Source organism: Nonomuraea aurantiaca (genome assembly GCF_020215705.1).
Classification (GTDB): domain Bacteria; phylum Actinomycetota; class Actinomycetes; order Streptosporangiales; family Streptosporangiaceae; genus Nonomuraea; species Nonomuraea aurantiaca.
The window spans coordinates 174,149-196,207 of sequence record NZ_JAIWNB010000016.1 but is presented as its reverse complement, the minus strand read 5'-3'; the positions used below and the strand labels follow the sequence as shown (position 1 = coordinate 196,207).

Here is a 22,059-nt window from a genome sequence, read left to right as displayed (position 1 = left end):
CTCCGCCATAGCATCTGTCAAGGGGGCATGCGTGACCATTCGCGGCGGCGACACCTCGCGGCTTCGCCGGATCAATCTCGTGACGACGCTCCGCACGGTCCGGTCGCAGGGCCCGCTCGGCCTGACCGACCTCGCCAAGGCGGCCGCGCTGTCCAGGCCGACCGTGGAGGGCCTGGTCGAGGAGCTGCTGGCGGCGGGCTGGCTCAGGGAACTGCCGCCGGAGAGCGGCCAGATGGGGCGGCCGGCCAGGTTGTTCACCTTCCACGCGGCGGGAGGTTACGTGCTCGGAATCGACATAGGCTCCTACACCCTGCGGGCCGCCGTCGCCGATCTGGAGGGCACGGTCCTGGCCGCGCACGACGAGCAGACCGCCGCCACCGCCGGCCGCGTCGAGCGACTGGCCGGCCTCAGGAGGGCGATCGCGGGCGCCCTGGAGGCCGCCGGGCTGACCGCCGACCGCATCGCCGCTGTCTGCGTGGGCACCACCGGCGTGGTGACCTCCGAGGGCGTGGTGAAGCTGTCGGTCGGCCTTCCCGAGTGGACCGGCCTCGACCTGGCGGGTGAGCTGCGGGCGAGCTTCGACTGCCCCGTGCTGGTGGAGAACGACTGCAACCTGGCCGCGCTCGCCGAGCGCTGGCGCGGCCAGGCCCGTGACATCGACGACCTGGTGTTCGTGCTGTCCGGCGTGCGCACGGGCGCGGGCATCGTGGTGGACGGCAAGCTGCTCAAAGGAGCCAGGGGCGGCGCGGGCGAGATCGGCGCGCTGCCGCTGGTCGGCTGGCACCGCGCGCCCGTCCATCTGACCGGTTTTCAGGGCCTGCCGTCCGGCACGGCGCCACAGGACGCCGCCGCCCAGGTCTTCGCCGCGGCCAGATCCGGCGACCCGGCCGCGCAGTGGGCGGTCGACCAGTACGCGCGCGACCTGGCCGAAGGCATCGCCGCGCTGGTGCTGACCGTGGATCCCGAGCTGGTGGTGATCGGCGGTGGCGTCTCACGCTCGGGCAACGTGCTGCTCGCGCCGGTGCGCCGGCACCTGGACCCGTTCTGCCTCGAACCACCGGTGGTGGTGATCTCCGACCTGGGGGAGCAGGCAGTGGTCCTGGGCGCGGTACGGCGCGCGCTCGATCACGTCGACGCCCGCCTCTACGACTTCGACGCCCCCCTCCCCAAGCCATCCGCTTGACGATCACCGCTCTCGCGCTACCGCGGCCGGCGCCCGTCGCCTGACCAAGGCGACGGGCGCGGGGGGTTACCTGGTCTGGCCGCTCGTCGCCGCGCGCAGAGCCGGCAGGTTGTAGAGCTCCAGCTCATAGACGGCGTACATGCTCCAGCGGGTGTAGTTCGCATCGTTGATCTTCAGGCGCAGCTTCCTGACGCCTTGCAGGTCGGGAAGAGCGGCGACCGAATACTCCATGACTCCGTCGTCGTCATCGTGCGTCCACCGGAACGTGACGCCCCGCGCGGCGGTCGACCAGTCGGTGCCGTTGGCCGAGACCTCGACGTCGACATCGGTCAGGCCCTGTGGAATGCCACCACGGGTCGCGACCACGAGCGTGTTGAACGCCTTCGGCTCGTTCCAGTCCAGCACGATCTCGTGCGGGAACGGATTCGCGTCGGTGTAGCCCTGCTTGGCGGCGAACATCGTGCCGTATTCGCCGTCGACCATCTTCTGCGGGCCGTACTGCACGCCGCCATCGCCGTCACGGGCCGCCGAAGCCGACACCGCCGAATGACTGCGGGCGATGTTGGCCTCCGCCGTGTTCACCGCGCCCTTCACGAGCGTGAGCCCGTAGGTCTTCGTGGTCTGGCCATCGCTTGCCAGCGTGCGGATCTCGACCTTGTTCTTGCCGTTCGCCACGTTGACGTCGACGGTCGCGCCGTTGGCGACGGGTCTGCCGTCGACGGTGATCGTGCCGCCGGCGTCGGTCAGCGTGGGGGTCAGGCCGACGCTGCTCGCTCCCTGGTCGACGAGCAGCGCATAGTCGCCGCGATGGCCCTCGAAGGTGAATTCCGAGACGTCGGTGAGCTTCAAATCCGTCAAGGTCGCGTCGAAGTGCTGCTGGCCGGGTGCGAGACGCACGCGGAATCCGTCGAACCGCACCTCTTTGTTCTCGAGATTGGTGATCTGTACCCGGTGCTTGCCAGGTGTCAACCCGGTCTTTCGATAGGCGGTGAAGCGGTCGTACTGGACCGCCTCGTAGAGATCGATCACCGTCGCCGGCCCGCCGTCGACCGACACGGACACCTTTCCGGTCGTCGTGTTCTTCTCGAAGAACGCGTCGATGCCGGTGCCGTTGAACTCGTAGGTCGCCTTGTCGCCGGCGGTCTTGCTGATGTGGACGCTGCCGAGGTAGGCGGACTGGCGCTGCCGCGGCGCCCAGCCGGCGGAGTAGCCGATGGCGTCGTCGGTGCTGTCGAGCAGGAATGTACCCGGCACATCCTGCCCCTCATAGGGGCTGGTCGGGTCGGGAATCGCGCCGACGGCCTCGCCCGCGGCCGCCCGCACGAGGTAGCCGTGCAGAGCGTCGAGATAGGCCGGGTCGAGTGTGTAGCGCCGCGGGTCCTCGGGGCTGATCGCGCTGTCGACGATCTGCTTCGCCAGGGCCGGGTTGCGCTTCTTCAGGATGTAGAGGAGCTCGTAGTCTTCGAGACCATCGCGCTGTGCCTCGAGACGCAGGCTGCTCTTCACCGTCAAGTTGGCCTTGTCGGGATAGACGATGTAGGAGTCGCCCTTCCAGGGACCCACGTACCAGGCGTTCCACGCCCAGTGCAGATGACCCTGCACGCCCTCCCGCTCGAGGTCCCAGAACAGCATGCGGCCGGTCATCGTCGGCTGCGTCCAGAAGCGGTTGAGCCACGGGGGGGTGTTGACCTCACACGTGTAGACCCACAGGTCCTGGCCCGCGGCCTGTTGTGCCCTGTAGTCGGCCTTCTTACGCTCGAATGCCGGTGTCAGCGGAACCCACGTGTCGACGTAGGGCTTGGTCCTGTCGTCGAGCAGGATGCCGTCGGGATCGGCGTCCATGGTGCGGAAACCGGCGCCGAGGTCGGCATTGATCTGCTTGATCTTGCGCGCGACATAGGTCCAGAGGTTGCGCTGGTCGGCGGTGATGGGCTCGTCACTGATGTGCTGATACCACGTCAGGCCGTTCGTATAGCCCTTGCTCTTCAGGTGCTTGTACAGCGCGGTCAGATAGTTCGTCAGGAAGGCGTCGGTGACCGGCAGGCTGTCCGGCAGCTTGGTGTTCCAGCTGTCGTCGGGCTTCTCGTTGTCCGGCATCTTGTTCAGCGCGTGAACGAGATGCTGGTTGGCGAAGTTGGTGATCCCGTGCCGCTTGAATGTCTCGACGTAGCGGTCGAAGTTCGTCCAGTCGATGTCGCTCGGGATTCCCTTGACGAAGTCCGACAGCTCCGTGCCGGTGGACTGCAGGAACAGGTCGGTACGGATCCAGACCATGTTGGTGCGATAGTCGGCGAGCTTGCGGGCGAACTCGTCCATGAGGCGGAACCACGCGTCGCTGTAGGTGTCGACGCCGTAGTAATACTTGCCGACGTCGTAGGCCTGGCCGGCCGCACCGTTCCAGCTGAAGCCGTCCCAGGTGAAGCCGTTCGTCATCGTCCAGTGGTAGTTGGTGAACGGTGACTTGTCGATCGTGGGGACCTCCACGCTGTGCACACTGAACTGGATCGGGACCGGGTAGGTGCCACGACTCGTCTCGACCGTCGCCGTGCCGCGATAGGTGCCGGGCGCTGTGCCGCGTGGCACGAAGCCGGTCACGAAGATGGGCTGAGTCTGGCCGGCCTCGACCCAGGTCGCCCGGTCGTTGGACAGCGGGTCCGGCATGGCCGACTCGGGATAGAGCAGGTTGCCCTCACGGTCGGGGAAGAACGGGTTCGCCGCGACCTTGCTGTCGTCCTTGTAGGCGACGAAATGGTAGCTCAGGTTGGCTCCGGCGATCCGCCGGTTGCCGCCTGCGGTCAGGTTGCCGAACCGTACGCGCTCGATGCGCAGCCGTTCTTTCGCGCGCACGGCGATCTGCGCGCTCTCGTACTCACCGCGGGCGGCTACGAGGTTGATGGAGGTGCTCGGACTCTGGGGGACCGTCGTCGTGCGGTAGACGGTCTTCTGCGGACTCTCGACCCATAGCTGTGCAGCGTTCGTACCAGCCATGGCGGCTGGAACGAATGGTGCGAATGGCGCGAGCAGCAGGGTGGCGCAGAGTAAGGGGATGGCTCGACGTCGCATGGCCACTTATCATGGGTTCTTGTGTAAGTCTGGGTCAAGGGGGTGTCTCGTCTGGCGGTCCGCTATCGGGCATCATCCGCGGCCTGGGCACCATCCCGCTGCGCGCGCACGCGCACGGCGGCGCCCACAGCCTCACCTACGACGCGGCCGGCGTCGCCCCACATCCCCGACACATGCAGTCATCTATCAGGGGAAATGCGAAAAATCTCCCCCTGCATGAGGTTCGCCGCTCTCTGCACGGAAAGCAGGAATTGGGGGATGCGAATGTGGGAACGCGATCGGGAATGGCACTGCGTCGACACCCTGCTGCGCACGATAGAGGGGGGCGCGGCCGGGACACTGCTGGTGGACGGCGAACCGGGGGCAGGCCGGACCCGCCTGCTCACCGAAGCCGCCCGCGCCGCGGGTGAGCGCCACATCCGCGTGCTCCAAGGCGGCCCGGGGGAGCTGGGCGAGCTGATCCCCTGCGGAATGCTGTACCAGGCTCTCGATCTGCGCTTTGAGCCGGCCGCCGGCGGCGATCCCGGCGACTCGCGGGCGCGTACCCTCGAACGCCTGAGATCCGGCCTCGAGGAACGGGCCACGGGACCGGTGCTGGTCGTGCTCGACGACCTGCACTGGGCGGACCCGATGACGCTGATGGTGCTGCGCGCCCTGCACCACGTACTCGCGGCCCGGCCCATCGGCTGGCTGCTGAGCCGATCCACCGCCGTGGAACAGGGCCAGGCCGCTTTCCTGTTCGACCTCCTGGAGCGAGAAGGAGCCGCCAGGGTCGAGCTCGCGCCCCTCTCGCCGGAGGCGGTCGTCGGGCTGATGACGGAGACGCTCGGGGCGCCACCCGAGCCGGCCCTGCTGGCCCTGGCGGGCGGCGCCGGCGGCAATCCGCTGCTGATCAGCGAGCTGCTCGCCGGTCTCCGGGACGAAGGGCGGCTGGGAGCCGGGGCCGAGGGAGGCGGCCTGCCGCACGCGTACGTTCCCCACCGGCTGCGGATGGTCGTACGCCACTGGATCGACGCCCTCAGCGCAGGCGCCAGAAACCTGGTGGAGACCGTCGCCGTGCTCGGCCGGTCCCTCTCGCCGGAACAGGCCGCGTCACTGCTGGGCACCACACCGGCCGCCCTGCTTCCCCTGGTCGAGGAGTGCATGGCGGCGGGCATCCTGGCCGCCACCCCGCAGGGCCTCGCCTTCCGCCACGAACTGGTCAGGCTCGTGGTCGCCACGCGGGTCCCGCAGCCGGTACGGCACGCGCTGCTGGACCAACTCGGCGCCCGCACCCAGGCCGAACCGGCGAACCGGCCAGGGGACGTCTACGCCGAACCGGCGGGCCAGCTGCCGGATGTCTACTCCGGGGCGGCGGACCGGTCACCGGATGCCTACACCGAACCGGCGAGCCGATCACCGGGCGTCTCCAGCTCCGGCCCCAGCTCTGGCTCCGGTCCCGGTCCCGGTCCCAGTTCCAGTTCCGGTCCCAGTTCCGGTCCCGGCCACTTCCCCGGCGGCCCCAGCTCCAGCCCCGGCCACACCCCCGGCCTCGGCCCCGATCTGGGCCCCAGTCTCGGTCTCGGCAACGGTCACCTGGCTGGCCTCATCGACGCGGCGATCGTCGGGGGGCGGTTGCAGGAGGCCGAGCGGCTGGTCAACGGGGGTTTGGCCGATCGCGACCCGGCGGCCAACGTGGCCGAACTGCGTTGCCTCCTGGCGGACATCCTGTATCTGACCGGCCGGATCGACGAGGCCCTGCGGCAGGCCGAGACGGTGCTGGCCGTACCCGACCTGCCAGGCCACGTGCGAGATCGGGCGGTCCTGGTCCGGCTGTACGCCCTGACGCGCCTGCGGGATTCGGGCACGGCCGCCCGGGAGTACGCGTACGAGGTCCTGGAAGGCGGCGCCCGGCACGGTCCGGCGGCCCAGATCGCGGCCCTGGTGGCGCTCACGGTCACCGAGTGGGAAGCGGGGCGGCTCTCCGAGGCGCTGGCGTTCGCCGAGGATGCCCGGCGGCTGGCCGTCACGGACGAGCGGCCGGCCGGGACGGACGAGCCACCCATGCATCCCTACGACTCCCTGCTCGTCTCCGCCGCGCTGCTCATGGACATCCACCGGCTCGACGAGGCCCGCGCGATCCTCCGGGAGGCTCGTGCGGACATGTCCGCCGACGGACATCTGACCTGGACCGCGGACGCCTCCGCTCTGGAGGCCCGGGCCGAGCTCGCCGCGGGCCGTTTCGCCGACGCCGTCACCGAGGCGGAGAGAGCCCTGGACCTGGCCACCGCCTTGGGCACCCCGCTGCCCGCCATGGTGGCCAACGCCGTCCTCGCCACCGTCGCGCTGCGCCGCGGCGACCTGCGCGCGGCATCGCGGTACGTCGCGGACGGCGCCGGTAGCCCACTCGACGGCCATCCACGGCATGCCCTGCTGACGGCACAGGTCGCCGAGATACGCGACGGACCGCTGAGCGCGATGACGCTGCTCGCGGACCTTTCCGCCCCAAGCGGGCAGTCGGATCTTTCCGCCTCACGCAGGCAGCCGGATCTTTCCGCTCCAAGCGGGCTCGCGGACTCTCTCGCTCCGCGCGGGCTCGCGAACTCTGCTGCTCCGCGCGGGCAGCCAGACCCTCCCGTTCCACGCGGACAGGCGGACCTTCCCGCCCCACACGGGCTCGCGGATCCTCCTGCCCCAGACGGGGAGGCAGGCATTTCCGCCGCGCTCGGGCTCGCGGACTCTCCCGCACAACGCGGGCGGCTGCGCTCGATGCTCGCCGTGGACCCCATCGCGAGCGCGTGGATGGTTCGCGTTGCCCTCGCCGCCGATGACCGCCCGGCGGCCGAGGCCGTCGTGGCCACTGCGGAGGCGCTGAGCGAGGCCAACCCGGGGTTCGCCGCGCTGGTCGCCTCGGCCGCGCACGCCCGCGGCCTGCTCGATGGCGACTGTGACGCCCTCGCCCAGGCCGCCGGGCGGACGGACGACGGGTGGGCGCGGGCCTCGGCCGTGGAGGACCTCGGAGTGGCGCTCCTCGCTGCCGGGCGGCCCGAGGAAGCGGCCGGCGACCTGGATCGCGCCCTCGCGATCTACCAGGACATCGGTTCCGTCAGGGACTCGGCGCGCGTCCGCCAGAGGCTGCGCGGCATGGGAGTCCGCCACCGCCACTGGAGCTACGCCGAGCGGCCGGTCTCCGGCTGGGACAGCCTCACCGAGACCGAGCGGAACATCTCGCTGCTCGTCGCCGACGGATGGACCAACCGGCGGATCGCCGAGCAGACGTTCATCAGCGTGCACACGGTGGCCTTCCACCTGCGGCACGTCTACCGCAAGCTGCAGATCAACTCCCGCATCGAGCTCGTCCGTCTCGTGGTGTCGCAGGGAAGGGTGGAGCCCGGCCCGTCCGGCGTGGCGGGAGCCTGAGCAGGGCGGGGGCGGGCCGTGACCACACAGATGACCACACAGGCCGTAACGACCGCACAGGCCGTAATCACGGCCCACGCCTTAATCACGGCACACACGGTAACGCCCGCACAGACGGTGATCACTACGTAGATGGTGATGACTACACACCTAGGGGATGTGGCGGACGGATGCCCGGAGAAGCCTCGAAAGCGTACGCACGCGAAAACGTAAGCAGAGGTATTCCGCCTGAACGCGAGGAGGAGCCGTGTCTCTAGCATCACCGGGCCCGATCACCGCGAACCGGGTCCCGGTCGCCAGTTATTCGACGTACGCCGAGGCCGAGAAGGCCGTGGACTTCCTGTCCGACCACGGGTTCCCGGTACAGGGAACGCTCATCGTGGGAGTGGGACTGCGCTCGGTGGAGCGGGTGGTCTCGCGCATGACGTACCTGCGCGCCGCCGGGTTGGGCGCCGCGTCCGGAGCCTGGTTCGGTGTGCTCATCGGCCTGTTCCTGGGGATCTTCTTCGCGCCCAGGCCCTCGGCCATGGTCGGCCTGCTGCTGTGGGGCCTGCTGTGGGGGCTGGTCGCCGGAGCGATCTACGGCCTGATCTCGCACTCGGTACACGGCGGCCGCCGGGACTTCGTCTCGGAGAGCGGGCTGGTAGCCGACAAGTACGACGTCCTCGTCGAATCCGAACACGCGACCCGGGCCCAGGAACTGCTCGGCAAGACAAGCGGCTAGGGGGAGCTCGCCATGGCGAAAGCAGTCGGTATCGATCTCGGCACGACCAACTCGGTGATCGCCGCCACAGAGGACGGTCAGCCCACGGTCATTCCCAACGCGGAGGGGTCACGGACGACACCGTCGGTGGTGGCGTTCACCGACCAGGGCGAGCGGCTGGTCGGCCAGCTGGCCCGCCGGCAGGCCATACTCAACCCCAAGGGGACGATCTACTCCGCCAAGCGGTTCATCGGCCGCCGCTACAACGAGGTCGCGAACGAACTCAACGCGGTCTCCTTCGACGTGGTGGAGGGGCCGGACGGGTCGGTACGCTTCCAGGTCGGCGACAAGCAGTACGCGCCGGAGGAGGTCTCGGCCCTGGTGCTGAGGAAGCTCGTCGCCGACGCGGCGAAGTATCTCGGCGAGAAGGTGACCGAGGCGGTCATCACGGTCCCGGCCTACTTCAACGACGCCCAGCGCCAGGCGACCAAGGACGCGGGCCGCATCGCGGGGCTGGAAGTCCTGCGGATCATCAACGAGCCGACCGCCGCCGCGCTGGCCTACGGGCTGGACAAGAAGGCCAACGAGACCGTGCTGGTCTTCGACCTGGGCGGCGGCACCTTCGACGTCAGCATCCTGGACATCGGTGAGGGGGTTGTCGAGGTACGTTCGACCTCCGGCGACGGACACCTCGGCGGCGACGACTTCGACCGGCGGATCGTCGACTACCTGGCCGACGAGTTCCAGAAGGACCAGGGCATCGACCTGCGCCGCGACCCGCAGGCCCTGCAGCGGCTGTTCGAAGCGGCGGAGAAGGCCAAGGTCGAGCTGTCGGCGGTGACCCAGACCACGATCAGCCTGCCGTTCATCACGGCAGACGCCGCGGGGCCGAAGCACCTCAACACCACGCTCATGCGCTCCACGTTCGAGCAGATCACCGCCGACCTGGTGGAGCGCTGCGTCCATCCCGTGGAGCAGGCGATGGAGGACGCCAAGCTCAGGCCCTCGGACATCGACGAGGTGATCCTCGTCGGCGGCTCGACCAGGATCCCCGCCGTGCAGAACCTCGTGCGCAGGCTCACCGGCGGCAAGGACCCCAACATGACGGTGAACCCGGACGAGGTCGTGGCCATCGGCGCGGCGATCCAGGCCGGGATCCTCAAGGGCGAGGTCGAGGACGTCGTCCTGCTCGACGTCACGCCTCTCTCGCTGGGCGTCGAGACGCTCGGCGGCGTCATGACCAAGGTCATCGAACGCAACACCACGATCCCGGCCCGCCGGACCGAGACCTTCAGCACGGCCGACGACAACCAGAGCGCCGTCGACATCGTGATCCTCCAGGGGGAGCGGGAGCGCGCGGCCGACAACCGGGTGCTCGGGCGCTTCCGGCTGGAGAACATCCGGCCCGCGCCGCGCGGAGAACCGCAGATCGAGGTCACCTTCGACATCGACGCCAACGGCATACTCAACGTCACCGCCCGTGACAAGGACACCGGTGCCGAGCAGCGGATCACCATCACCGAGAGCTCCAACCTGGACAAGCAGGACATCGAGCGGATGGTGGCCGAAGCTGAGCAGCACCGCACCGAGGACGCCCGGCTCCGGGAGGCGATCGACGCCCGCAACGAGCTGGACTCGGTCGCCTACCAGGTGGAACGCCGCCTGCAGGAGCTCGGCGACGGCGTGCCCGTCCACGAGAAGGCGCGTGCGGAGCAACTCGTCCAGGACGCGCGGCAGGCGGTCAAGGAAGAGGCGCCGCTCGACCGGTTGCGCAGCCTCAGCGGCGAACTCCAGCAGGTGTACCACGGGCTCGCGGTCAGCGGCCGGCCGGAGGGGCAGGCCGGTGTACCGCCGCAGGGCAGGGCGGAGACCGCGGCCGGGCGCGACGAGGACGTGATCGACGCCGAGTTCACCACATCCGACTCGGAGTGACATGAACGGCCACGAAGACAGGACGGACCCGGCCGAAGCACCGGCTCGGCAGGCACCGGGCGCGCCTGCGAAGGCGGACACGCCCACGCCCCCCAACGCGTCAGTTGGGGCGTCCGTAGAGACAGACGCGGCCGCGGAGACCAACGCGAAGCTCGCCGAACTGGAGGACCGCTGGCTGCGTTCGGTCGCCGAGCTGGACAACGTGCGCAAACGCATCGCCCGCGACGCCGAACGCCTGCGGGCCGAGGAGCGGGACAGGGTGGCGGCCGAGTGGCTGCCCATCCTGGACAACCTGGAGCTCGCGCTTGGCCACGCGGCCGTTCGGGAAGCCGACGCGCGCACCATCGCCGAGGGCGTGCGCGCCGTACGGGACCAGGCCCTGGCGGTGCTGTCCCGCCTCGGCTACGCCCGCCACGACGAGAGCGATGTGCCCTTCGACCCGGTCCACCACGAGGCGGTGGCCACCGTCGAACGGGACGACGTCGCGCCCGGCACCGTCGTCCAGGTGGTGCGTCCCGGCTACGGCGACGGGCAGCGGCAGCTGCGGCCCGCGGTGGTGGTCGTGTCGAAGAAGGCGGAGTGATGGTCGTCCGGCGGGACTTCTACGAAGTGCTGGGCGTCGACCGGAAGGCCGACCAGGACGAGATCCAGCGGGCCTATCGCAAGCTTGTGCGCGCCAACCATCCCGACGTCAACAAGGATCCCGGGGCGGAGGACCGGTTCAAGGAGATCTCGGAGGCGTACTCCGTACTGTCCGATCCCCAGACGCGCCGCAGGTACGACGCGTTCGGGCCGGATTTCCGCCAGGTGCCCCCCGACGTGGACCCCGAGCAGTACGCCCGCGCACGCGGCGGGGGCCGGCGGCGTTCGACCGGGGGAACGGGCTTCGAGGGCGGCATCGACATCGAGGACCTGCTCGGCGGCATGTTCGGCGGCCGGGGCGGGCGCGGCTGGGGGCCCGTGCCCGGTGCCGACCAGGAGGCCGAGCTGACGCTCACGGTCGAGGAGGCCTACAAGGGCGGGCGCCGTACCATCACGCTGCCGGGCGGCCGGCGGCTGGACGTCACGATCCCCCCGGGGGTCACGAACGGCCGCCGCATCAGGCTCGCCGGTGAGGGCGGCCACGGGAGCGGCGACGCGCCGCGGGGCGATCTCTACCTCATCGTCCGGATCGCCGACCATCCCCGTTACCGCGTCGAGGGACGCGACATCCATGCCGTCCTGCCGCTGGCGCCCTGGGAGGCCGCGCTGGGCGCCACGGTCGCCATCGACACGCCGGGCGGCGAGGCGAAGCTGAAGGTGCCGCCGGGCACCTCGTCGGGCCGCCGCCTGCGGCTGCGCGGGCGCGGCATGCCCGACCCGCGCGGCGGCGGCGCCGGGGACTTCTTCGCCGAGGTCCGCGTCATGGTGCCGCCCCGGCTGACCGAGGAGGAGCGGCGCCTGTTCGAGCAGCTCGCCGCCGTCTCGTCCTTCGACCCGAGGGGGCGTTCATGACCTACGCACTCGTACGGCCGGCGCGCCTGAACCTGAACTCCTACGCGCGCGCCACCGGCCTGCACCCGGAGGCCGTCCGCCGGCTCGTGGCGCTCGGCCTGCTCGAACCGGTCAGGGACGCCAGAGGGGAGCTCTACTTCCCGCCCGCCCAGGTGGCGGTGGCCGCCAGGATCCAGCGGCTGCACCACGGCCTGTCGATCAACTACGCCGCCATCGGCCTGGTGATCGACCTGCTCGACCGGATCGAAGAGCTGGAGACGACCCTGCGGCGCTTGTCGGAACGACACTAGGGGGAGTGGAGTGGACCCGAACCGGATGACGCAGAAATCGCAGGAGGCCGTGCACGACGCCCAGACCAAGGCCGTGCGCCACGGGCACACCGAGGTCGACGCCGAGCACCTCCTGCTGGCCTTGCTCGAACAACCGGACGGGCTGGCGCCCCGGCTGCTGGCGGCGACGGGGGCGGACACGGGCAGCTTGATCGCCGACCTGGAGGCGGAGCTCGCGCGCCGGCCCAAGGTCAGCGGGCCGGGGACGACACCCGGCCAGGTCTTCGTCACCCAGCGGCTGTCACGGCTGCTCGACACCGCCGAGCGGGAGGCGAAGCGGCTCAAGGACGACTATGTCTCCGTCGAGCACCTGCTGCTGGCCATGATCGAGGAGGGGGCCTCGGGCGCGTCAGGACGGCTGCTGCACGGCCAGGGACTGACCCGCGACCGCTTCCTGGAATCGCTCACCGCCGTCCGGGGCAACCAGCGGGTCACCTCGGCCATGCCCGAAGTGGCCTACGAGGCGCTGGAGAAGTACGGGCGCGACCTGGTCGCCGAAGCCCGCGCGGACAAGCTCGACCCGGTCATCGGCCGCGACTCCGAGATCCGCCGCGTGATCCAGATCCTCTCCCGCAAGACCAAGAACAACCCCGTCCTGATCGGTGACCCCGGTGTCGGCAAGACGGCCATCGCCGAAGGGCTCGCCCAGCGGATCGTGCGCGGTGACGTCCCTGAGGGACTGCGCGACAAGACGATCTTCAGTCTGGACATGGGCTCGCTCGTGGCCGGCGCCAAGTACCGCGGCGAGTTCGAGGAACGCCTCAAGGCCGTGCTGAACGAGGTCAAGGCGGCCGAGGGCCGGATCCTGCTGTTCGTCGACGAGCTCCACACGGTGGTCGGCGCCGGGGCGACCGAGGGCGCCATGGACGCCGGCAACATGCTCAAGCCGATGCTCGCCCGCGGCGAGCTGCACATGATCGGCGCGACCACGGTCCAGGAGTACCGGCGGCACATCGAGAAGGACGCGGCCTTGGAGCGGCGCTTCCAGCCGGTGCTGGTCGAGGAGCCCTCCGTCGAGGACGCCATCTCCATCCTGCGCGGCCTGCGCGAGCGGCTGGAGGTCTTCCACGGCGTGAAGATCCAGGACAGCGCGCTCGTGGCCGCGGTGACGTTGAGCCACCGCTACATCGCCGACCGGTTCCTGCCGGACAAGGCGATCGACCTGGTCGACGAGGCGTGCGCGATGCTCCGTACCGAGATCGACTCCATGCCCGCCGAGCTCGACGAGCTGACCAGGCGGGTGATGCGGCTGGAGATCGAGGAGGCCGCGCTGGCCAAGGAGGACGACGCGGCGAGCCGGACCCGCCTCGCCGATCTGCGCAAGGAGCTGGCCGACCTGCGCGCCGAAGCCGACGCGATGCGGGCGCAGTGGGAGGCCGAGCGCTCGGCCCTGCGCAAGGTCCAGTCCTTGAGGCAGGAGATCGAGGCCGTACGGCGGGAGGCGGAGCTGGCCGAACGTGACTACGACCTCAACCGCGCCGCCGAGCTGCGCCACGGCAAGCTCCCCGAGCTGGAACGGCGGCTGCGTGCCGAGGAGGAGCTGCTGGACTCCCGGCAGCACGGGCACCGGCTGCTGCGCGAGGTCGTGACGGAGGAGGAGATCGCCTCGATCGTCTCGCGCTGGACCGGCATCCCGGTGAGCCGGCTGAAGGAGGCGGAGCGCGAGAAGCTGCTGCGGCTGGACGAGATCCTGCACGAGCGGGTCATCGGCCAGGAGGAGGCCGTACGGCTGGTGGCCGACGCCGTCATCCGGGCCCGCTCCGGCATCAAGGACCCCAGACGCCCCATCGGATCGTTCCTCTTCCTCGGGCCGACCGGTGTCGGCAAGACCGAGCTCGCCAAATCGCTCGCGGCGGCGCTGTTCGACACCGAGGACAACATGATCCGCATCGACATGAGCGAGTACCAGGAGCGCCACACGGTCAGCCGGCTCGTCGGCGCCCCTCCGGGCTACATCGGGTACGAGGAGGGCGGCCAGCTGACGGAGGCGGTGCGGCGCAAGCCGTACTCGGTGGTGCTGTTCGACGAGATCGAGAAGGCCCACGCGGACGTCTTCAACACGCTGCTGCAGGTCCTCGACGACGGGCGGCTGACCGACGCCCAGGGCCGCACGGTCGACTTCCGCAACACCGTGGTCGTCATGACCTCCAACATCGGCTCCCAGTACCTGCTCGACGGGGTCACCTCCGAGGGCGAGATCAAGCCCGAGGCGCGCGACCGGGTGATGGGGGAGCTGCGCCGCCACTTCCGGCCCGAGTTCCTCAACAGGGTCGACGACATCGTGCTGTTCAAGCCGCTGACCGAGGGCGAGATCGAGCGGATCGTCGACCTGATGTTCAACGACATCAGGGAGCGGCTGGCGGACCGGCGGCTCACCTTGGAGGTCACGGAGGCGGCGCGGCGGCTGATCGCCAACCAGGGGTACGACCCGGTCTACGGGGCCCGGCCGCTGCGCCGGTTCATCGCCCGCGAGGTCGAGACCAGGATCGGCCGCGCGCTGCTCAGCGGCGACGTCCCCGAGGGCTCGACCGTCACGGTGGATGTCGACAAGGGCGAGCTGACCGTCACCTTCCACGGATCAGGGAGTGAGCCTTCAGTTCGGTGACCCCGCGGTGTGGTCCTCGTCGTAGATGTCGGACGCCGACCTGACGATGAGCGGGTCCGGCGTGCCGACCACCTCGTTGTCCTTGTTGTCGTAGTCGAAGCGGCTCAGCACGTGGCGCATCGCCTCCAGACGCCCCCGCTTCTTGTCGTTGCTCTTGATGACCGTCCACGGGGCCTCGCGGATGTCGGTGTTGAGGAACATCTCCTCCTTGGCGCTGGTGTAGTCGTCCCAGCGGTCCAGCGAGGCCAGGTCCATCGGCGACAGCTTCCACTGCCGTACGGGATCGACCTGCCGGATGATGAACCGGGTGCGCTGCTCCGAGCGCGTCACCGAGAACCAGAGCTTGACCAGGTGGATGCCGTCGCGCACCAGGGCCCGCTCGAACTGCGGCACCTGCACCATGAACTCCCGGCACTCGGCCTCGGTGCAGAACCCCATCACCCGCTCGACCCCGGCGCGGTTGTACCAGGATCGGTCGAACAGCACGATCTCCCCGGCCGCGGGCAGATGGGCGATGTAGCGCTGCAGATACCACTGGGTACGCTCGCGCTCTGACGGCTTCTCCAGCGCCACCACGGTGGCCCCGCGCGGGTTGAGATGCTCCATGAACCGCTTGATCGTGCCGCCCTTGCCCGCCGCGTCACGCCCCTCGAACAGGATCACCAGGCGCTGCCCGTTGGCCTTGACCCAGTACTGCAGCTTCAGCAGCTCGATCTGCAACAGCCGCTTGTCGTGGTCGTAGTCCTCCCGCGGCAGCCGCTCGGAATAGGGATAGTGCTCACGCCAGGTGTCGACCCGGCTGCCGTCCGGACGCAGCAGCACCGGATCGTCGTCGTCGCTGTCGTCCACCAGCAGTCCGGGGGTGGAGTCCAGCAGAGAAACCCGCTCCATGACAACGGACTTGCCCAAAAATCGCCCAGTAACGCGGTATGTGCGAGGCGGACAGTTGAACGCTTGATGTCCAGCCGAGGGCGCCCATGCGGCCGCCGGGGGCAGCGCCGTCAGAGGCGCGGATCGCGCGCGCCGATGCGGTCGGCGCGCGGGTCAGGGACGCGGATCGCGCGGGTCGACGCGGTCGGCGCGCGGTCAGGGGCGTGGTTCGCGGCGGGCGCTCAGGCGGTCGGGGTCCGGCCAGTGCACGCCGTAGGCCCAGCCCGCCAGCTCGAACCAGCGGATCAGCCGGGCGCTGGGGTCGAGCTGGCCGCTGAGCACCCCGTGCCGCGCGCAGGTCGGCTCCACGTGGTGCCAGTTGTGCCAGCCCTCGCCGAGCGTCAGCAACGCCACCCACCGTACGTTCGACGAGCGGTCCCGGGTACGGAACGGCCGCTCGCCGAAGGTGTGCGCGATGGAGTTCACGGACCATGTGACGTGGTGCACCACGGCGTAGCGGACCAGCCCGCCCCAGAACAAGGCCGTCCACGCGCCCGCCCACGACATCGACCACAGCCCGCCCACCGCGGCCGGCAGCGCGAACGACAGCGCCGCCACGGCCGGGTAGGCGGCGTCGAACCGCCGCACGTCCGGGTCGGCCAGCAGGTCGGGCACCCAGTGCCGGCGGCTGGAGCGGTCGCGTGCGGTGTAGAACCAGCCGATGTGGGCGTGTGCCATGCCGCGCAGCAGGGCCAGGCCGCTGTCACCGTAATGCCACGGCGAGTGCGGGTCGCCCTCGCGGTCGGCGTACTTGTGGTGGCGCCGGTGCTCGGCCGTCCACAGGGTGACCGGGCCCTCGACCGCCATGCCGCCGGCCAGCATGAGCGCGATGCGCAGCGGCCGGCGGCACTTGAAGGCGCGGTGGGTGAAGAGCCGGTGGTAGCCGATGGCGATCCCGAAGATGCTGACCAGGTACATCACGACCGCGATCACCACGTCGCGCGGGCCGATGCCCCATCCCCAGGCGGCGGGCACGGCCAGGACCGGGAGGAGAACGGGCAGCACCACCAGGACGATCAGGTAGACGGTCCGGCGGCCGGTGGTGGCCGTCACCGTCTCCGCCGGGCCCGAATCCGCCCGGCCCGGATCCGTTCTGCCCGAATCCGGCTGCGGGATGGATGACGAGCTCACGCTACCTCCCATGATCGGAGAGGACGATAGGGCTCCTCATTCAACGGCCGTGTCCCCGGCGCCCGGCAATGACCTGGAAGTGACGACCACATCACTCAGAGGAATCAAAACACTCCATACGGTAGTCACCAAGAAATGGGTATCGCATGCCTAGTTGCGGCTACAGACCGTAATGATCTTTGTTCGCTCCGGCGTCGGACAGAAGGGCCATACGGCATGGGTGCTGTCGATCAGACAACCACGGGCGGCCATCTGGAGAGATACGACGAGGCGCTGGCGCGCGATCCGATCTCCGCGTTCGTCCTGGTCCGGGAGTGGTTGCGCACCGACTGGCGGGCCCTGTTCGCCGAGCTCCGCGAGCGGCGCCCCATCTTCGTCACGCCCGCCTTCACGGTCGTGACCCGCTTCGCAGACGTCACCGAGGTGCTCTCCCGCGAGACGGTCTTCTCAGTACGCGCCTTCGGCCCCCGTCTCGACGCGGCGCTGGGCGGCCCCTTCATGCTGGGCCGGGACGCCACCCCGATGAACTGGCGCGACAAAGGGTTGATGCAGGTCATGCTCGACCCGCGCGACGTGGCGGGGGTCCGGGAACTGGCCGGGCGCCTGGCCGACGAGCGGCTCGACATCGCCTGGCCGTCCGGCGGCGTCGAAGCGGTCCACGGGCTGTTCCGCCCCGTCGCCCTGGGCGTGTGCGCGACCTACTTCGGCTTCCCCGGCCCCGACGCGCAGACCCTGTCGCGGTGGACGCGGGCCATCGTCACCGACGGCTTCGCCAACTTCCTGGGCGATCCGAAGATCCAGGCCGCCTCGGTCCGCGCGGGCGCGGAGATGATCGCCTACCTGCGCGAGCGGCTCACCGAACGCCGAGCCGCGCTGCGGACGGGACAACGCCTGCCCGACGACGTCTTCACCCGGCTCGCCGGCACCCTCCTGCCCGCCGAGATCGGCGTGGACGACGAACGCATCCTGATCAACATGGCCGGCCTGCCGCTGGGGTTCGTGGAGAGCGCGCCCGGAGCCATGGTCGAGGCGGTCGAGCAGCTGCTGCTGCGCCCGGAGGTGCTGGCCCAGGCCATCGAAGCCGCCGGCGACCCCGATCCCGCCCGCTTCGACCTCCATGTCTGGGAGGCGCTGCGGTTCAACCCGTTCTTCAAGCTGCTGCCCCGGCTGTGCGAGCGCGACTACGTCCTGGCCGCCGGCACCCCCCGCGCCACGATGATCCCCGCGGGCACGCTCGTGCTCGCGGCGCCGGCCTCGGCCATGTTCGACGCGGACGTGGTGGCCGAGCCCGAGGAGTTCCGCCTCGACCGGCCGGGTCACCATCAGCTGTTCTTCGGTTTCGGCCAGCACGCCTGCCTGGGCGTGCATCCGGCCAGGGCCGTCATCTGCGAAGCCGTACGCCGCCTGCTGCTGCGGCCCGGGGTGCGCCTGCTCCCGCCGCCGGAAGGGCGGGTCGTCCGGGCCGGCGGGATCTTCCCCGACCGGTTCGCCCTCGGGCTCGGCGCCGAAGGCCAGGAAGGATGACGATGGCGAAACGCAGGACGACGGCACGGAGCATCGCCACCGATGGGGCGGTCAACCGGCTCAGGTTCTTGGCGCTGACCAACGGCCGGCCGTTCTGGGATCTCCTCCAGTCCATCCGGCCCGTACGGCGTCGGCTCAACGCCCTGCTGATCGACCACGCGGTCCGCGAGATGCCGCCACGGCCGGAGCCGTTGAGCACGATGGCCGACTACACCTCATGGGCCTCGCTGACCGACCGTACCTACAGCGGCAGGCACGTACCCCCGCTCGCCGTGCCCGAGAGCGCCCGGCCCACCCCCGAGCAGGCCGCCGACCTGTTCACCAGGGGCGAGAGCATGATCCCGTGCCCGCGCTCCACGGTGCTGTTCGCCTACTTCGCCCAGTGGTTCACCGACGGCTTCCTGCGCGGCGACGTCCACGTCCCGCGCGACCCCCGCAAGAACAGCTCCAACCACCACATCGACCTCAACCAGGTCTACGGCCTGCACGAGACGGCGACGGCCGCCCTCCGTACCTTCCATGGTGGGCTGCTCAAGAGCCAGTTCATCAACGGCGGGGAGTTCCCGCCCTACCTGTGCGAGAACGGCAAGGTCAAACCGGAGTTCGCCGCGCTGAGCGTCATCCGCTTCGCCGAGCTCACCGACCAGCAGCGCGACACCCTGTTCGCGACCGGGAGCGACCGGGGCAACATCCAGCTCGGCTTCACCATGCTGACGGTGCTGTTCCTGCGCGAGCACAACAGGGTGGCCCGCCTGCTCGGCCAGCTCTGCCCGCGCTGGGACGACGAGCGCCTGTTCCAGACGGCGCGCAACATCCTCATCGTGCTGCTGATCAAGCTGGTCGTCGAGGAGTACATCAACCACATCACGCCCTACCACTTCCGCTTCACCCTCGACTCGCGGCTGTCGGCGATGCTGGCCCACGTGCCCTGGCACCGCGAGAACTGGGCCTCGGTGGAGTTCAACCTCGTCTACCGCTGGCACAGCCTGATCCCCTCCCAGCTGTCGGTGGGCGGCCACGACCTGCCGATGGCGCGGACGTTCCTCGGCGGCGCGCTGATCCCGGAGCACGGCCTCGGCCGGCTCTTCGAGGACGCCTCCCGCCAGCGCGCCGGCCGCGTCGGGCTGTTCAACACCGACCCCCTCCTGAGGCAGGTGGACGTGGCCAGCATCGCCGACTCGCGCACCCTGGGCCTGGCCCCCTACAACAGCTACCGCGAGCACTGCAGGTTCCCCCGGGTGCGCGGGTTCGACCAGATCTCCGGCGACGAGCGGGTCAGCGGCGCGCTGCGGGAGCTCTACCGCAGCGTCGACGACCTCGACCTGTACGTCGGCCTGTTCGGCGAGGAGCCCGGCAGCCCCGACGCCATCCTGCCGCCGCTGCTCACGAAGATCATCGCCATCGACGCCTTCTCCCAGGCGCTGACCAATCCGCTGCTGGCCCCGCGGGTGTCCAACGCCGCGACCTTCTCCCCGCACGGCATGCGGATCATCGCGAGCACCCGGACGCTGTCGGACGTCCTGCACCGCAACGTCCCGGAGGATCCGAGCCCCCGCTTCGTCAGCATGACGCGACGGACGGCCCGATGAGCGGCGCGGCGCATGGTCCGGGAAGCGACCCGGCCGCCGGGCCGCTGCGCGCCGCGGCCCGTGAGCTGGTCGACATCGGGGTCACGATCCGGGAGGCGGCGGGCCACGCCACGGCCGCGCTCACCGACGGCGCCCTGCTCCGCGCCCTGCCGCAGGCCCCCTCGGCGGGCTACCTGGCCCACCGTGCGCTGCTGCGCGCGATCACCAACGGCGCGGGCCTGGGCTACGCGCTCACCGGCGGCCCGCTGGGCACCCTGGCGGCCAAGCTCGGCGGCATGGCGGGCGCGGAGAGCCTGGCCGTACGCGTGCTGGCCACCTCGCTGCGGCTGCGGATCGCCGCCGTCGCCCTCGACCACCCCGAGCTGAGCGCCGACCCCATGCTCGGCCGGCTGGTCGAGGCCGCCGCCGCCGACCGCGACCTGGAGGCCGTCCGCGCGCTGCGCGCCCTGCTCAAGGACCGCGGCGCCGTACGCGCGCTCAGCGCCCTCGCCCCGGTCTTCGGCGAGGTCCTCGCCCTGCGGGCGCTGCTCGACGAGAACCCGCTCAACGACGACACCGCCTGGCTGATCGCGACGGGCAAGGGCTACGCCACCGCCGACCCGATCACCGGCATGAGCAACAAGATGGTCGCCGTCCTCGACACGGGGGAGGGGGCGGCGCGCCGGGTCGAGCTGTCCGCGGCCGAATCCGCCCGGCTCAGCACGGAGGGTTCGCTGCTCGGCTTCCTGCGCAACATCAGCGTGGTCGGTACGACGGGACGGATGCTCATCCAGAGCGTGGCGGGCCTCGACGGAGTGGTGCGTCACGTCGTCCAGGCGCCCGGCATACGGGCGGGACGGCTCGACGGCGACTCGCCCCAGGACCTGCTCGGCGCCTTCAGCAGCGCCGTGCTGGACAGCAGCCCCTACAGCCGCGCGCTGGCCAAGGCCATCGACGACTACGGTCTGCCCCAGGGCGCCGAGCTGGCTCTCATCGGGCACAGCGCGGGTGGCGCGGCCATCATGAACCTGGCCCAGGACCCGGAGTTCTGCGCCCGCTACACCGTCACGCACGCGGTCGCGGTCGGCTCGCCCGTCGACTTCAAGCGGCCCGCCGACCCGCGCACCTGGGTCGCCAGCGTCACCAACCAGCACGACATCGTCCCCACCCTCGACGGGCAGGGCGCGGGCACCTGCTTCGACCTGCATCCCGACTGGTACGTCGTGGACTACTTCGACGCCACCCACCTGTTCCCGCTCTGCCACAGCATCGAGCACTACATCGCCAACATCGCCGACGACCTGCCCGAGGCCCGTCGCCGGATCGACGGGCGGCTCGGGCCGTTCCGGGGGCCGGTCGTCCGCTCGCAGGCGTACCGGCTGTCCGACCGCGCCCCCCGCCCCGCCGGGTCGCCCTTCCTCACGGTGCCCACGTACGCCATGGACGGGGTCGAGCTGCCGATCAGGTGCCACAACGGCAGCGGCCTCACGGCCTACTTCGCCGCGGACCCGGCCGGGGCGGCGGCCCTGCTGGAGGGGACCGGGTTCGGGCCCGCCGTACGGGTCGCCGGGCGAGCCCTGGTCGCCGTGCACGCCTCCTGGGACCGGCGTACCAGCGCGGGCGGCTACCGCGATCTCCACCTCGGGATCGTCGTACCCGGTCCGTGGCGGCCGAGGTCGCCGCGCGTCTGGGCCGATCTGCTGCGCGGGGCCGACCGGCGGCGCTCGGGCAGCTTCCTGGCCGGCTCCGTGATCGACGCCGCCGCCCTCGGCGTCGTCGCACCGCGGCTGTGGGGCGGCGAGCCGTACCTGGTGCCGCTGGAGTTCGAGCTGACCACCGGCTACGCGCGCATCGCCGTCGGCGGGGCCGACGACCGGCTGTTCACGCTGAGCGGGGTCCTCGGTCCCTGGCTGCCCGTGAGCGAGCGCGACCTGGTCGGCTACGCGCGGGGGGCGGCGGGGACCGCACTGCGTGCCTGCGTACGGACCCGCGGGCTTGGCCGCCTGCATCCCGTGCCACGGCTCCGGCTGGCCGTCGAGCCGCGGTCGGTTCACCCGCTGGCCCGCCGGCTTCGCGAGCTGGGTCTCGACGGCGCCCGCCCGCTGCTGTGCCTGTCGGCCACCGCCCGCCAGACGCTCCGCGACGCCGCCGTCCCGCTACCGACTCCCTGAGCGGCCGACGAGCTTGAGCGGCCGACG

At 70.6% G+C, this 22,059-nt stretch carries 14 protein-coding genes; 11 read left to right on the top strand and 3 right to left on the bottom strand.

Annotation, left to right across the window (positions count from 1 at the left end; all coding sequences use genetic code 11):
* Window positions 1-31: 31 nt before the first annotated feature.
* Complete coding sequence (locus LDL49_RS32975) at window positions 32-1,183, top strand: ROK family transcriptional regulator (RefSeq protein ID WP_225296866.1); 1,152 nt, start codon at window positions 32-34, stop codon at window positions 1,181-1,183.
* 66 nt (window positions 1,184-1,249) lie between these two features.
* On the opposite strand, the gene LDL49_RS32970 is transcribed toward LDL49_RS32975, so the two are convergent.
* Complete coding sequence (locus tag LDL49_RS32970) at window positions 1,250-4,171, bottom strand: glycoside hydrolase domain-containing protein (RefSeq protein ID WP_225296864.1); 2,922 nt, start codon at window positions 4,169-4,171, stop codon at window positions 1,250-1,252.
* A 333-nt stretch (window positions 4,172-4,504) separates the two neighbouring features.
* On the opposite strand from LDL49_RS32970, the gene LDL49_RS32965 reads away from it, so the two are divergent.
* The 7 genes from LDL49_RS32965 to clpB all read left to right on the top strand — a co-directional run bounded on the left by LDL49_RS32965 (window position 4,505) and on the right by clpB (window position 14,708).
* On the top strand, window positions 4,505-7,645 hold the full coding sequence (locus tag LDL49_RS32965) for a helix-turn-helix transcriptional regulator (RefSeq protein WP_225296863.1): 3,141 nt from the start codon (window positions 4,505-4,507) through the stop codon (window positions 7,643-7,645).
* A 247-nt stretch (window positions 7,646-7,892) separates the two neighbouring features.
* Window positions 7,893-8,369: a YflT domain-containing protein gene (locus LDL49_RS32960; protein ID WP_225296861.1), complete on the top strand. Its 477-nt coding sequence runs from the start codon at window positions 7,893-7,895 to the stop codon at window positions 8,367-8,369.
* Between the two features lie 12 nt (window positions 8,370-8,381).
* Complete coding sequence (gene dnaK / locus LDL49_RS32955) at window positions 8,382-10,280, top strand: molecular chaperone DnaK (RefSeq protein ID WP_225296859.1); 1,899 nt, start codon at window positions 8,382-8,384, stop codon at window positions 10,278-10,280.
* 1 nt (window position 10,281) lies between these two features.
* A complete protein-coding gene (locus LDL49_RS32950) occupies window positions 10,282-10,863 on the top strand; it encodes a nucleotide exchange factor GrpE (protein WP_225296857.1) in 582 nt (193 codons plus the stop codon).
* Window positions 10,863-11,774 carry a DnaJ C-terminal domain-containing protein gene (locus tag LDL49_RS32945; protein ID WP_225296854.1) on the top strand — a complete coding sequence of 304 codons (912 nt, stop codon included), beginning with the start codon at window positions 10,863-10,865 and terminating at the stop codon, window positions 11,772-11,774. The genes LDL49_RS32950 and LDL49_RS32945 overlap by 1 nt, the downstream gene beginning before the upstream one ends.
* On the top strand, window positions 11,771-12,064 hold the full coding sequence (locus LDL49_RS32940; RefSeq protein WP_225296852.1) for a chaperone modulator CbpM: 294 nt from the start codon (window positions 11,771-11,773) through the stop codon (window positions 12,062-12,064). The genes LDL49_RS32945 and LDL49_RS32940 overlap by 4 nt, the downstream gene beginning before the upstream one ends.
* A 25-nt stretch (window positions 12,065-12,089) precedes the next feature.
* Entirely contained in the window at window positions 12,090-14,708 is a 2,619-nt protein-coding gene (clpB, locus tag LDL49_RS32935; protein ID WP_225296851.1) for an ATP-dependent chaperone ClpB, read from the top strand.
* Here clpB and ppk2 read toward each other — a convergent pair.
* Both ppk2 and LDL49_RS32925 read right to left on the bottom strand, forming a co-directional pair.
* Window positions 14,697-15,599, bottom strand: coding sequence for a polyphosphate kinase 2 (ppk2, locus tag LDL49_RS32930; RefSeq protein ID WP_225296849.1), 903 nt, complete (start codon window positions 15,597-15,599; stop codon window positions 14,697-14,699). The two genes, clpB and ppk2, sit on opposite strands and share 12 nt — an antisense overlap.
* A gap of 195 nt (window positions 15,600-15,794) precedes the next feature.
* The gene (locus LDL49_RS32925; RefSeq protein ID WP_225296847.1) at window positions 15,795-16,769 is read right to left on the bottom strand and encodes an acyl-CoA desaturase; all 975 of its coding nucleotides are present in this window, start codon (window positions 16,767-16,769) and stop codon (window positions 15,795-15,797) included.
* Between the two features lie 216 nt (window positions 16,770-16,985).
* Here LDL49_RS32925 and LDL49_RS32920 point away from each other — a divergent pair, with 216 nt between their 5' ends.
* Genes LDL49_RS32920 through LDL49_RS32910 form a run of 3 tightly spaced genes read left to right on the top strand, consistent with a single transcriptional unit; the run spans window position 16,986 to window position 22,032 of the window.
* A complete protein-coding gene (locus LDL49_RS32920; protein WP_225296845.1) occupies window positions 16,986-18,293 on the top strand; it encodes a cytochrome P450 in 1,308 nt (435 codons plus the stop codon).
* Window positions 18,294-18,295: 2 nt separating this feature from the next.
* Entirely contained in the window at window positions 18,296-19,882 is a 1,587-nt protein-coding gene (locus LDL49_RS32915; RefSeq protein WP_225296843.1) for a peroxidase family protein, read from the top strand.
* The gene (locus LDL49_RS32910; protein ID WP_225296841.1) at window positions 19,879-22,032 is read left to right on the top strand and encodes a hypothetical protein; all 2,154 of its coding nucleotides are present in this window, start codon (window positions 19,879-19,881) and stop codon (window positions 22,030-22,032) included. Before LDL49_RS32915 ends, LDL49_RS32910 begins: the two co-directional genes overlap by 4 nt.
* Window positions 22,033-22,059: the final 27 nt, after the last annotated feature.